The sequence below is a fragment of the Egibacteraceae bacterium genome (assembly GCA_040905805.1).
GTDB lineage: Bacteria > Actinomycetota > Nitriliruptoria > Euzebyales > Egibacteraceae > DATLGH01.
Genome location: JBBDQS010000081.1, coordinates 1 through 10,387 on the forward strand (window position 1 = coordinate 1; position 10,387 = coordinate 10,387).

Consider the following 10,387-nt stretch of genomic DNA (forward strand, 5'->3'; position numbering starts at 1 on the left):
CCGACTGGGCACCCGCCGACTGCTCTGCGGTGGACTTCTTCGCCGCCGCCGCCTTCGCGGTGGACTTCGTCGCCCCGGACTGGGCACCCGCCGACTTCTTCGCGGTGGACTTCTTCTCCGTGGCCCTCTTGGCCGCCGCCTTCTTCGCCGCTGCCTTCTTCGCCGCTGCCTTCTTCGCCGCTGCCTTCTTCGCCGCTGCCTTCTTGGCAGACTTGCTGCCCCCAGACTTCTTCCCGCCGGACTTCTTCCTGGCAGCGCCCCCCTTCGCCGACGCGGCCTTCCGGCCCGCAGCCCTGCGGTTCGCCGAGCGGGCGCCAGATCCGGCGCCCGGGACCCGCTTGCGCGTCCGCGTCCACGCCACGTCGACCGCCAGGTCGTTGCGAGGGTCCAGGGCACCGGTCTCGGGGTTGAAATGCCAGGTCGCCCGCTGCGCCCGCCCCCGGCTGCGGTAGCGCAAGGTGACCTGCCAGTGCGGGTCACCCTCGCGGCGTGCCGCGGTCCATTCCACCGACGGGTCGTCGGGACCGACACCCTTGGACGCGAGGTTTCGCTCCACGGCCTCCGCGATGGGCTCGGCGCTCACACCGAGGCGCGACTTGGCCACGAAGCTCGACCACACGGCCTGCAACACCTGATCCCGCTCAGCCTCGATGGGTGGCAACCAACGCCGGACCCACCACTCGTCGGTGTCGGCCTGCTTGGCCACCGCTCGGATCCCCTGCCCGGCCCGCAGGAGGGACTGGATCTCCCGGGGTGCCAGGCTGCTCGGACGGGGCCGGTCCGAGGCCACCGCTACGGCCTCCTCATCCGTCGCGGCCCGCGCCGCAGCCGCCATGCCTGCCAGGGGCCCTTCCCCACGCGGGGCGCGCTCGCCGTCTGGGGGACGGTGCCCGTCCGGAGGGGCGTCACCGTTCGGGCTCGGGGCATCCGACGGGGCGTCAGGCGCGAAGGCCGACGTGACCGGGTCCTGGGACTGCTCGTCCAGCTGCTCGTCCGAGACGAGCGCCGCCAGCGGATGCGCATCGGGATCCACGCGCTGCAAGACCTCGGTGAGGGTCGCGACGAAATCCTCGTCGAGGGGCGCCTTCAAGCGTCCGCCGCTCTCCCCCGCATCGGTGAACACCAAGTGGAGCAGGTCAGCCGTGTACCCGACCAGCTGTAGATCTTTCACGTGTTCTCCCGGCGGGCCGTTTCAAGGCATTGTGGGTCACAGCATGCCTCCCGGCAAGCAGGGGCCTCACGCGCCTCCGCGGGTCACATGCTCAGCCGAGCGCGATGAACCTGCTGGTCGGTGCCAAGCCACGGTCCTGGAGGGTTCGAATCGCCCGTTCAGCATCCACGTCGAAGACCACCGCACCCTCGGGACGGTCGAGCAGGTAGGTCACGATGCAGTCCTCGCAGGTCTCGGTGCCCTGCATCGCACACTCGCCACAGTCGATCCGCACAGCCTCGGCCTTTCCTCGGATTGTCGGCGCACAGCCGCTCACCCGAGCACCGTATGCCGGGGGTGCGACAACGCCGCCTCCGCACGCTCCGGCGAGTCGCCCGGCCACGCGACCACCGTGGTGGTGCGGAGCACGGGTCAGGCGGGCTTGTGCGCGACCACGGTGAGGGCGCGGGCGACCTCGTCGTGGCGGGCGGCAGGCAGCCGCGTCCGCATGAGGTCGATCAGGTCGGGGGTGAACAGCGGGTAGAGACCGGCGTCGTCCAGGCTGAACGGCGCACGACCGAGCACCACGATCCCGGTGAAGCCGATGCGGTCCATCTTCTCGACGAAGACACGCTCCGTCAGGGCCCCGGCCACTCACCCCGCCCAGGCCGCCGGATGGGTGAGGATCTCCGCGGGCAGCTCCTCGTCGCGGATGGTGAGATCGGCCACGCACAGCCGGCCGCCCGGGCGCAGCACACGGTGGGCCTCGGCCAGCACCCGGCTCTTGCGGGCCGAGAGGTTGATGGCGCCGTTGGAGATCACCACGTCCGCCGATGCATCCGCGAGGGGCACCGCCTCCATGGCCCCCTCCAGGAACTCGACGTTGCCGACGCCGGCGCCCTCGGCGGCCGATCGCCCGCGCTCGACCATCTCGGGAAGGAAGTCGACGCCCACCGCCCGGCCGCCCGGCGACACCTGCGACGCGGCCAACAGGGTGTCGAGCCCGGCGCCGCAGCCGAGGTCGACCACCACCTCCCCGGCGGCCAGGTCCGCCACGGCCAGGGGGTTGCCGACGCCAAGCGCCCACTCGCGGGCCTGCTCGGGCATCGTGGCCAGCTGCTCCTCGGTGTAGAACCGTCTGCCGGGACCACCGGGTGCGCCGAGGGCGCGGTAGGCGTCGACGACGAGCTCCTGCACCTCGTCGGAGTACATCAGGTCCTTGCTCATGCGTCCTCCTCCAGTGCGTCCAGGAAGGCGACGAGACGCGACTCGACCGGCGCGGGCAGCGCCACGGGGCCGGTGGCCGAGCGCAGCAGCGTCCGCAGCTCCGCGGCGAACTCGGCCTCTCCGCAGCACCGTCGGCAGAAGGCGAGGTGCTGGTCGACCCGGTCGCGTTCGGTGGCGGCAAGGTCCTGCTCCAGGTACTCCCAGAGCTGGCGGACCGCCTCGGAGCAGCTGATCATCGCGACCCTCCCGGCGACTCGACGAGCAGGTCGTGCTCGTTGGCGTACTCCCACAGCGCCTCCTCGAACAGCTTGCGCCCGCGGTGCAGCCACGACAGCACGGTGCCCTGGGCCACGCCGAACATCCGCGCCACCTGGTTGGTGGACATCCCTTCCATGTGCACCAGCACCAGCGGCGCGCGGTACAACGGCTTCACCCGGTCGAGCACCTGCCAGACGTCGTCGTGCTCGAAGCAGCGCAGGAAGTCCAGATGCACGCTGTCGGAGTACGGCCAGGGATCCTGCTCGGCGATGGTCCGGTACAGGGAGTACTCCTCGGTGGGGTCGCGGGGGTCCTCGCGCGGGAGCCCCGCCTGTCGGCGGTAGCGATCGCGGACGCAGTTCAGCAGGATCTGGCGGAACCACGCCGGCGCGGCCTTGCGGTCACGCAACCGGTCATAGCCGCGGTACGCCTTGAGCAGGCACTCCTGGACGGCGTCCTCGGCATCCTCGCCCACCAGCTGGCGAGCCAGGGCGTACAGCCAGGGCAGCTGCTCGCGCGCGACGCTGGTGAAACTGCCCTCCTGCTCCTGGCTCACGGAGGCGGGGCTGCCTGCCATACGGGCCCCTCAGTGCGACTTCCGTGCGAGAAAAGCATACCCTTGGACGCCGTAGGCGCGGGCGTTGGCTTCGCCCCTGGCCCCGGCGAAGGTGTCCACGGGTGGGCCGACCTGCACCCCGACGAACCCCGCCTGCTCGAGCATCCGCTGCCAGCCTGCGCACGGCAGGCCGCCGGCGATTCACCCGGTCCACAGGTCGATGTCACGGACCGCCTCCTCGGGGACGGGCGTCGGGCACCGGCAGCGATTCGGCCAGCCCCTCCCGGAACGCCACGTGGCCGAATCCGAGGCCGGCGGCAGTCGCCCGGGCTTTGGTGAGCATCTCCGCGGTCATGTCGACGCCGACGACCGCTCCGTCGGCGCCGACCGCCGCGGCCGCGACGAAGGTGTCGAAGCCCGCGCCGGACCCGACGTCCACCACGCGCTCCCCTGCCCCGACGCGGCGCAGCGAGAACGGGTTGCCGACGCCCGCGAAGGATTCGACCGCCGCGTCCGGCAACCCCGCGACCGTCTCGTCGGCGTAGCCAAGATGGCGGGCGAGCGCCCGACCGGTGTGGAAGTGGTGCTCACCGTCGGGCTCCAGGGCGACGGCGCGGTACTTGCTGCGCACCTCCTGCCGCAACGCCTGGGGGTCCACGATCCACCGGTCGGCGCCGTCTGCGCGTGGTGGCGCGGTCTGGGATGGGCCTGTCGCGGTCATGTGACCTCCTCGCGGCCGGGGCGCGGCGCGGTCGCACGCCACCCCGGGAGCGCTGTTGCCTAGCAAGTAGGACGCAGGCAGGCCGCCACCTATTGCAGGTCTGAGCCGGGCACGTCGACGACCTCGATCGCGTCGGTGGCGCCGCACCACCGGCAGGTCACGGCGACGGGGGTGACCTCGATGCGCTCCTCCTCCTCGACGGCGCCCACGCCGGCGAGGTCGGCGTGCCAGTAGCGGCGGACCCGTTCGACGGACTCCACGTCGAAGCGGGTGACGTTGCCGCAGCCCCCACAGCGGTACCGTTGTCCGGGGGCCAGACCTGCGGCCAGTTCCACCACGACAGCTCTCCTCAGTTGCGGACGTGGCTCGCAGGCTAGCGGCCTGCGTCAGCCGGCCCGGGGTAGCCGGCCTGCGTCAGCCGGCCTGCGTCAGCCGGCCTGCGTCAGCCGGCCTGCGTCAGCCGGCCTGCGTCAGCCGGCCCGGGGTAGCCGGCCTGCGTCAGCCGGCCCGGGGTAGGCGCGGGAAGTTCGCCCGGGGGCTCGGGCCGTGCTCACGCACCGTGGTGGCGACTGTGCGCGCGACACCGACCAGCTCCGCGGTGTCGACCCCGTGGTACGGCGACGGGTACGGGGCGAGGTGGTGCGCCGCACGAGCGAGCAGTGTGAGCGCGCCCTCCGCGTTGCCCCGTTGGGTATGCACGCATCCAACCGCGACCTGGGTCACACCCTTCCAGAAGTCCCGGTCGGCCGGTTCGACATGGTCGGACTTCCAGATCCACTCGAAGAACTCGTGCGCCTCGAAGAACCGTTCCTGGTCGAAGAGCGCCACGGCGCGCTCGAACGCCGCGCCCACCGATCCGACGACCTCGTCGGGCTCCTGGCGCCCGGGCAGCTCGTCGGGCGCGTCGCGCGCGAGCGGACGGCCATAGCGGTCACGGGGCCTCGCGCTCATGGCACCTGGGGTCGTGCATCCACCGGCGGCTCACCTCGCCGCCGAGTATACGAACGCGCCTACCGCGGCGACCCCCCAAGGGCCTGCGCGCGCAACCGGGAACCCGGGCTGGTGCTCCCGCGTTGACATCACCGATGAGCATGCCCGACCGCAGCTGGCAGGAGCGGGCCGCGTGCGCCCGTTCCGACGCCGAGACCTTCTTCTCGATCGAGCCTGACGTGGTGCGCCAGGCCCTGGCGCTCTGCGCGCGCTGCGAGGTCCGGGAGACCTGCCGCGCCGAGGCCCTCGCCCGCCGGGAGATCTTCGGCGTGTGGGGCGGCACCACGGAGACTGAACGCCGCCGCATCTTCCGCCGCGAGCGCCGCCGCCGCCGCCGCGACGCCGCGTAGCCGGACGGCTTGACCCGAACATCTGTTCGGGTACGCTGCGGCCATGCCGGCCGCCCAGCCCCGCCTGACCGATCTCGGGACGCCCCTGCACGCGGTCACGTTCGTGGTCGTGGACCTGGAGACCACCGGCGGGTCACACGCCGACAGCGCCATCACCGAGATCGGCGCCGTCAAGGTCCGCGGCGGCGAGATCCTCGGCGAGTTCGCCACCCTGGTGAATCCGGGTGTCGCGATCCCCCGGGGCATCAGCGCCCTGACCGGCATCACCGACGCGGCGGTGGCGAGCTTCCCCCCGATCCAGGCGGTCCTGCCGGCCTTCCTCGAGTTCGCCCGCGGGGCGGTCCTCGTGGCGCACAACGCCGCGTTCGACACCGGCTTCCTGAACGCCAACCTCACGCGCCTGGACTACCCGCTGCTCGAGCATCCCGTCGTCTGCACGGCGGGGCTGGCACGCCGGCTGGTGCGCCAGGAGGTCCGCGACTGCAAGTTGGCCACCCTCGCCCGGTTCTTCCGCTGCGCCACCCAGCCGGCCCACCGCGCCCTGGCCGACGCCCGCGCCACCGTCGAGGTCCTCCACGGCCTGCTCGAGCGGGCCGGCCCGTTCGGGGTGGTGACCGACGAGGATCTCGTCGAGTTCGCCCATGTGCGCAACACCCCGCTGTACAAGGCCCGCAAGCCGCTGGCCGACGGCCTGCCCCACGCGCCGGGGGTGTACGCGTTCCGATCGGCCTCGGGCGAGCTGCTGTACGTCGGCAAGGCCACGGACCTGCGGGCACGGGTGCGCAGCTACTTCGGTGGGGACGACCGCCGCCGGATCACCGACCTGCTGCGCGAGGCGGCGGCGATCGACCACTGGGTGACGCCCACGCCGTTGGAGGCGGCGGTGCGCGAGGTCCGCCTCATCGGCCGGCACCGGCCCCGCTACAACCGGCGCTCGACGATGCCCGGGCGGGGGGTGTGGCTGAAGCTGACCGCCGAGCGCTTCCCGCGCCTGTCCACAGTCAACGCGGTCCGCGACGACGGCGCCACCTACCTGGGGCCGCTGACGTCGCGACGGGTGGCCCAGGGGGTCGCGGATGCCCTCCACGAGGTCGTGGCGATCCGCCGGTGCACCCCCCGCATCGGGCCGCGGACCCGCTTCGCGGCGTGCGCCCTGGCGGAGATGGGTCGCTGCCTGGCCCCCTGTGACGGGCGTGTCGGGCCGGCGGAGTACGCGCCGGCCGCCGACCGGGTGGCCGCGACCCTCGCCGGTGATCCCGACCCCGTCCTGATGGGGCTGGTGCAGCGGATGCGCGATCTCGCCGCCGGGGGACGGTACGAGGAGGCCGCCACCGCCCGTGACCGGCTGCATGCGGTGGTGAGCGCGGTCGCGCGCAGCCGCCGGCTGGCGGCGACGGCTGCGCCGCTCGAGCTCGTCGTCTCCCGGCCCGGTCCCCGTGCCGGCACCCGTGCGGTCGTGCTGGTCAGGCGGGGTCGGCTGGCCGCCAGCGCGGTGTGCCGGTCCGAGGAGGTGGCCGGGACGGTGCGGCGGCTGCGCGCGGACACGGCGCACCTGCCCGACCCGGGGACGGGCCCGCTGCCCTTCACCGACGCCGAGGAGGTCGGCCTGGTCGCCGGCTGGCTGGACGGGCGCGGGGCGCTCGTGCACCACTGCGACGGGGAGCTGGCCAGTGCGGTTGCCGGGGGGCGCACGCTCGCCGACGAGGCCGCCCAGCTGGCGGCCAGCCGCCGCGACACGGGACGCCCCCACGCCGAGCTCGCCGCCAAGCGCACCCGCCGCTGAGACGTGAATCGCCGGAGCGCCAGCGGAGGCGATTCTCTGCTGTGCCGGGTGTGGCGGTCGCGCAGCGACCGCCCGGGACTGCTGACGGCGGTGTGGGCGGTCCCTCAGGCGGTCGCGGCGGCCTGTTCCTGGGAGACACGGACCCAGTCGTCCAAGGTGCGCGCCGCGGCCCCCGAGTCGATCGACGCCGCCGCCGCCCGCAACGCCTCCGCCCAGGCGTCCACCAGGTCGGCCGCGACCAGCGCCGCGGCGGCACCGAGGAGCACGGCGTCGCGCGGCGCGCCGTGCTGCCCGCCGAGCACCGCCTCGGCGACCCGCCGGTTGTCGGCGACCTCGCCGCCGCGCAGGTCACCCGCGGCCGCGGGCGCGATCCCGTGGTCGGCCGGGTCGAACGTCCACTCGGTCACCCCGCCTCCCCGCACCTCCCACACCCGCGACGGTCCGGCGGGGGTGAGCTCGTCCAGGCCGTCGGACCCGTGGAACACCAGCGCATGCGTGGTGTCCAGGCGAGCCAGCACCGCCGCCATGCGCGCCGCCAGCACCGGGTCGCTCACCCCGATGGTCTGGTGGCGTGCCCCGGCGGGGTTGGTGAGCGGGCCGAGGATGTTGAACACGGTGCGCACGCCGAGCTCACGGCGGACCGGGACGACGTGGCGCATCGCCGGGTGGAACGTCGGGGCGAAGCAGAAGCCGATCCCGATCTGGCGGATGCACGCCTCCACCCCGGCGGGCGGCAGGTCGATGGCCACCCCCCATGCCTCGAGCAGGTCCGCGGAGCCGCACAGGCCGCTGGCGGCGCGGTTGCCGTGCTTGGCGACCGTCGCCCCCGCGCCGGCGGCGACCAGCGCCGCCACCGTCGACACGTTGAAGGTGCCGGCACGGTCCCCGCCCGTCCCGCACGTGTCCACGACGGCACCGTCGACCCGCACGGGCAGGGCGTGGCGGCGCATGGTCCGGGCCAGCCCGGCGATCTCCTCGGCGGTCTCGCCCTTGGCCTGCAGCGCGACCAGGAAGCCGGCGACCTGCGCGGGTGTGGCCTGCCCCTCCATCACCGTGTCCAGGGCTGCGGCCGTGGTCGCGTCGTCGAGGTCCTCACCCGCCATCAGCCGGGTGAGGATCTCCGGCCAGCTCGGTGCGTCCGCCGGGGTCACCGGCCGCCGCCGAGCATCGAGCCGCCGCCCTGCGCGGTGACCCCCTCGACCTCCTCCAGGTCCCCGGGCGTCGGGCCCGTCAATCCGCCGACGTGCGGCAGCTCGGGCACCGGCATGCCGTCGCGCACGGCGCGGACGACCTCGGCGAGGTTGAACGGGTCCACGGGCTTGCGGATGTAGGCGTCGGCCCGCGACCACTTGGCCAGGAACTTGTCCGCGTCACGGGCGATCAACAAGATGATGGGCGGCATCGCCGTCCCCATCTGCACCCGGGCCTTCATGTCCCTGGCCAGCGCGAACCCGCCGGTGGGCGCGGTGTCCGCATCGGCGATGACCAGGTCGAAGTCGCCCTCATCCTCCATCTGGCGCAACGCCCGCTGGGGTGTGGCGACCGTCAGCAGGTCGACGTCGGGCTCGCCGACCAGGGCCGTGGTGACCTCCGTGGTGACGCGCGGGTTGGTCGAGACGAGGAGCGTTCGCATACGGGTCATGATGCCACGCGCACCCGCACTGCCCCATGGCGCCCCGGTGGGTTAGGCTGCACGCCGGCGGAGCCACCGTCGTGCAGCCAAGGAGAGAGCCGTGTCCGCATCCGCGCCCCTCATCGGTCCCCGTCCCGTCCTGGCCGACCTCGTGCCCCGCACAGCCGTGCGCACCGTCGCGCTGGTGCTGGGTGCAGCCCTGCTGACCGCCGCAGCCTCGCGCTGGCTGAAGATCCCTCTGCCGTTCTCCCCCGTCCCGATCACCGGAGGCACGTTCGCGGTCCTGCTCACCGGTGCCGCGCTCGGGCCGGCGCGGGGAGCGGCGGGGCAGCTGACCTACGTGGCGCTCGGCGCGGTCGGCTTGCCGTTCTTCTCCACCGGCAGCGGCCTGGAGTTCCTGGCCGGCGCCTCGGGCGGCTACGTGCTGGGGTTCATCCCCGCCGCCGCCCTCGTCGGCGCGTGCGCCCGCCGTGGATGGGACCGGCGGCCCCTTGGCATGGTCGGGACGTTCGCGCTGGGCTCAGCGGTGATCTACGCCTGCGGCGTGCCCTGGCTGGCCGTGGTCGGCGGGTTCGGCCCAGGCGAGGCCGTGCTCCGCGGCCTGGCGCCCTTCCTCCTGGGTGACGCGCTGAAGGCGGTCGCGGCGGCCGCCGCGCTTCCATCGGCGTGGCGCCTGGTCGGGCCCCGCAGCTAGCCCCCCCCGGCGTCGCCGTGGGCGCCGGCACCGTCGCGTCCGGCGGGCCGCTCGGGCGCGTCGACATCGCCACGCTCGACGGCCTGCTGCGGGCTGCCGCCGACCGCTGGCCCGACCGGCTGGCCGTCGACAGCCCGTCGGGGCGCCTGACCTACGCCGAGCTGGATGCAGCCGTGACCGCCGCAGCCGGGGGGCTACGCACGGCCGGGGCACGACCGGGCGATCATGTGGCCTTCGCGCTCGGCCACGACGCGGCGCTGTATGCGGCGCCGTTCGTGTGCAGCCGTGCTCGCCTCGCCGGCCTGCTGCTGTCGACGGCGCTGCCCGCCGCGGCGTGGGCGCGCCAGCTCGCCTCGGTGCGCCCGTCGCTGCTGGTGGCCGACGACGCGCATGTCGGTCGCCTGCAGGCGGCCGCCTCGGGCGCGCCCGTGCAGCCGGCCCGCGTCGCGCTGCCGCTGCAGGCCGACCACGCTCGGCCAGCCGAAGCCGCCCCCGCGCCGGACCCCGACCGGGCGGTGGCGCTCCTGGCCACCTCGGGCACCACCGGGCAGCCCACGGTCGTGCGCCTCACCAGCCGGGGGCTGCTGCACGTGGGGCGGGCCTACCTCGACCTGCTCGACCTGGGCCCGGACGAGCGCAGCCTGGTCGTCATGCCCCTCACCCACATCGGGGCGCTGTCGACCCAGACGTTGACCATGCCGATGGTCGGCGGCTGCAACGTGCTGCCCGCCGACCGGCGTGCGCGGCGGAGCCTGTCCGCCATGGCGGAGCAGCGCATCACGCTGCTCGACGCGGCACCCGCGTGGCTGACGGTGCTCGCCGGGCAGACGCCGATCGCGGTCCCGAGCTGGCGCACCCTGGTGTACGGCGGCGCCCCCATGCCGGCGGCGACCGTGTCGGCCGTGGCGGCGGCGCACCCGGCGGTGGCGATGTTCGACGTGTGGGGCCTGTCGGAGGCCCACGGACCCGTGACGGCCCAGCGCTACGACCGCGACCGGCCCCCGCCGGCCGGGACGGTCGGGGGG

Annotated in this window: 15 protein-coding genes; 4 read left to right on the top strand and 11 right to left on the bottom strand. The window is 74.1% G+C overall.

Annotated elements, in window-relative coordinates; all coding sequences use genetic code 11:
- The 9 genes from sepH to WD250_08805 all read right to left on the bottom strand — a co-directional run.
- The coding region (gene sepH, locus WD250_08765) for a septation protein SepH (protein MEX2620299.1) at positions 1-1,171 on the bottom strand (1,171 nt) is incomplete at its 3' end.
- A gap of 91 nt (positions 1,172-1,262) precedes the next feature.
- Complete coding sequence (locus tag WD250_08770; GenBank protein MEX2620300.1) at positions 1,263-1,418, bottom strand: hypothetical protein; 156 nt, start codon at positions 1,416-1,418, stop codon at positions 1,263-1,265.
- Positions 1,419-1,582: 164 nt separating this feature from the next.
- Positions 1,583-1,804: a hypothetical protein gene (locus WD250_08775; protein ID MEX2620301.1), complete on the bottom strand. Its 222-nt coding sequence runs from the start codon at positions 1,802-1,804 to the stop codon at positions 1,583-1,585.
- Positions 1,805-2,377: a methyltransferase domain-containing protein gene (locus tag WD250_08780; protein ID MEX2620302.1), complete on the bottom strand. Its 573-nt coding sequence runs from the start codon at positions 2,375-2,377 to the stop codon at positions 1,805-1,807. It lies immediately after the preceding gene.
- Positions 2,374-2,613, bottom strand: a complete 240-nt coding sequence (locus tag WD250_08785) for a zf-HC2 domain-containing protein (GenBank protein ID MEX2620303.1) — start codon at positions 2,611-2,613, stop codon at positions 2,374-2,376. Before WD250_08785 ends, WD250_08780 begins: the two co-directional genes overlap by 4 nt.
- Positions 2,610-3,212, bottom strand: a complete 603-nt coding sequence (locus WD250_08790; GenBank protein ID MEX2620304.1) for an RNA polymerase sigma factor — start codon at positions 3,210-3,212, stop codon at positions 2,610-2,612. Before WD250_08790 ends, WD250_08785 begins: the two co-directional genes overlap by 4 nt.
- A gap of 202 nt (positions 3,213-3,414) precedes the next feature.
- Positions 3,415-3,912, bottom strand: a complete 498-nt coding sequence (locus WD250_08795; protein MEX2620305.1) for a methyltransferase domain-containing protein — start codon at positions 3,910-3,912, stop codon at positions 3,415-3,417.
- 89 nt (positions 3,913-4,001) lie between these two features.
- The gene (locus tag WD250_08800; GenBank protein MEX2620306.1) at positions 4,002-4,250 is read right to left on the bottom strand and encodes a hypothetical protein; all 249 of its coding nucleotides are present in this window, start codon (positions 4,248-4,250) and stop codon (positions 4,002-4,004) included.
- A 160-nt stretch (positions 4,251-4,410) separates the two neighbouring features.
- Positions 4,411-4,863, bottom strand: a complete 453-nt coding sequence (locus WD250_08805; GenBank protein MEX2620307.1) for a DUF309 domain-containing protein — start codon at positions 4,861-4,863, stop codon at positions 4,411-4,413.
- Positions 4,864-4,997: 134 nt separating this feature from the next.
- On the opposite strand from WD250_08805, the gene WD250_08810 reads away from it, so the two are divergent.
- Positions 4,998-5,252 (top strand): WhiB family transcriptional regulator, encoded by a 255-nt coding sequence (locus WD250_08810; GenBank protein MEX2620308.1) that lies wholly within the window; start codon positions 4,998-5,000, stop codon positions 5,250-5,252.
- 43 nt (positions 5,253-5,295) lie between these two features.
- Complete coding sequence (locus WD250_08815; GenBank protein MEX2620309.1) at positions 5,296-7,035, top strand: DEDD exonuclease domain-containing protein; 1,740 nt, start codon at positions 5,296-5,298, stop codon at positions 7,033-7,035.
- 104 nt (positions 7,036-7,139) lie between these two features.
- On the opposite strand, the gene trpD is transcribed toward WD250_08815, so the two are convergent.
- Both trpD and WD250_08825 read right to left on the bottom strand, forming a co-directional pair.
- A complete protein-coding gene (gene trpD / locus WD250_08820; GenBank protein ID MEX2620310.1) occupies positions 7,140-8,186 on the bottom strand; it encodes an anthranilate phosphoribosyltransferase in 1,047 nt (348 codons plus the stop codon).
- A complete protein-coding gene (locus WD250_08825; GenBank protein MEX2620311.1) occupies positions 8,183-8,668 on the bottom strand; it encodes a hypothetical protein in 486 nt (161 codons plus the stop codon). The genes trpD and WD250_08825 overlap by 4 nt, the downstream gene beginning before the upstream one ends.
- A 100-nt stretch (positions 8,669-8,768) precedes the next feature.
- On the opposite strand from WD250_08825, the gene WD250_08830 reads away from it, so the two are divergent.
- Both WD250_08830 and WD250_08835 read left to right on the top strand, forming a co-directional pair.
- Positions 8,769-9,362 (top strand): biotin transporter BioY, encoded by a 594-nt coding sequence (locus WD250_08830; GenBank protein MEX2620312.1) that lies wholly within the window; start codon positions 8,769-8,771, stop codon positions 9,360-9,362.
- 17 nt (positions 9,363-9,379) lie between these two features.
- On the top strand, positions 9,380-10,387 hold a 1,008-nt coding region (locus WD250_08835; GenBank protein ID MEX2620313.1), incomplete at its 3' end, for an AMP-binding protein.

Coding starts and splice junctions, on each gene's coding strand:
- WD250_08770 (MEX2620300.1), bottom strand. CDS start 1,418: ATGCAGGGCACCGAGACCTGCGAGGACTGCATCGTGACCTACCTGCTC.
- WD250_08780 (MEX2620302.1), bottom strand. CDS start 2,377: ATGAGCAAGGACCTGATGTACTCCGACGAGGTGCAGGAGCTCGTCGTC.
- WD250_08785 (MEX2620303.1), bottom strand. CDS start 2,613: ATGATCAGCTGCTCCGAGGCGGTCCGCCAGCTCTGGGAGTACCTGGAG.
- WD250_08790 (MEX2620304.1), bottom strand. CDS start 3,212: ATGGCAGGCAGCCCCGCCTCCGTGAGCCAGGAGCAGGAGGGCAGTTTC.
- WD250_08795 (MEX2620305.1), bottom strand. CDS start 3,912: ATGACCGCGACAGGCCCATCCCAGACCGCGCCACCACGCGCAGACGGC.
- WD250_08805 (MEX2620307.1), bottom strand. CDS start 4,863: ATGAGCGCGAGGCCCCGTGACCGCTATGGCCGTCCGCTCGCGCGCGAC.
- WD250_08810 (MEX2620308.1), top strand. CDS start 4,998: ATGAGCATGCCCGACCGCAGCTGGCAGGAGCGGGCCGCGTGCGCCCGT.
- WD250_08815 (MEX2620309.1), top strand. CDS start 5,296: ATGCCGGCCGCCCAGCCCCGCCTGACCGATCTCGGGACGCCCCTGCAC.
- WD250_08825 (MEX2620311.1), bottom strand. CDS start 8,668: ATGCGAACGCTCCTCGTCTCGACCAACCCGCGCGTCACCACGGAGGTC.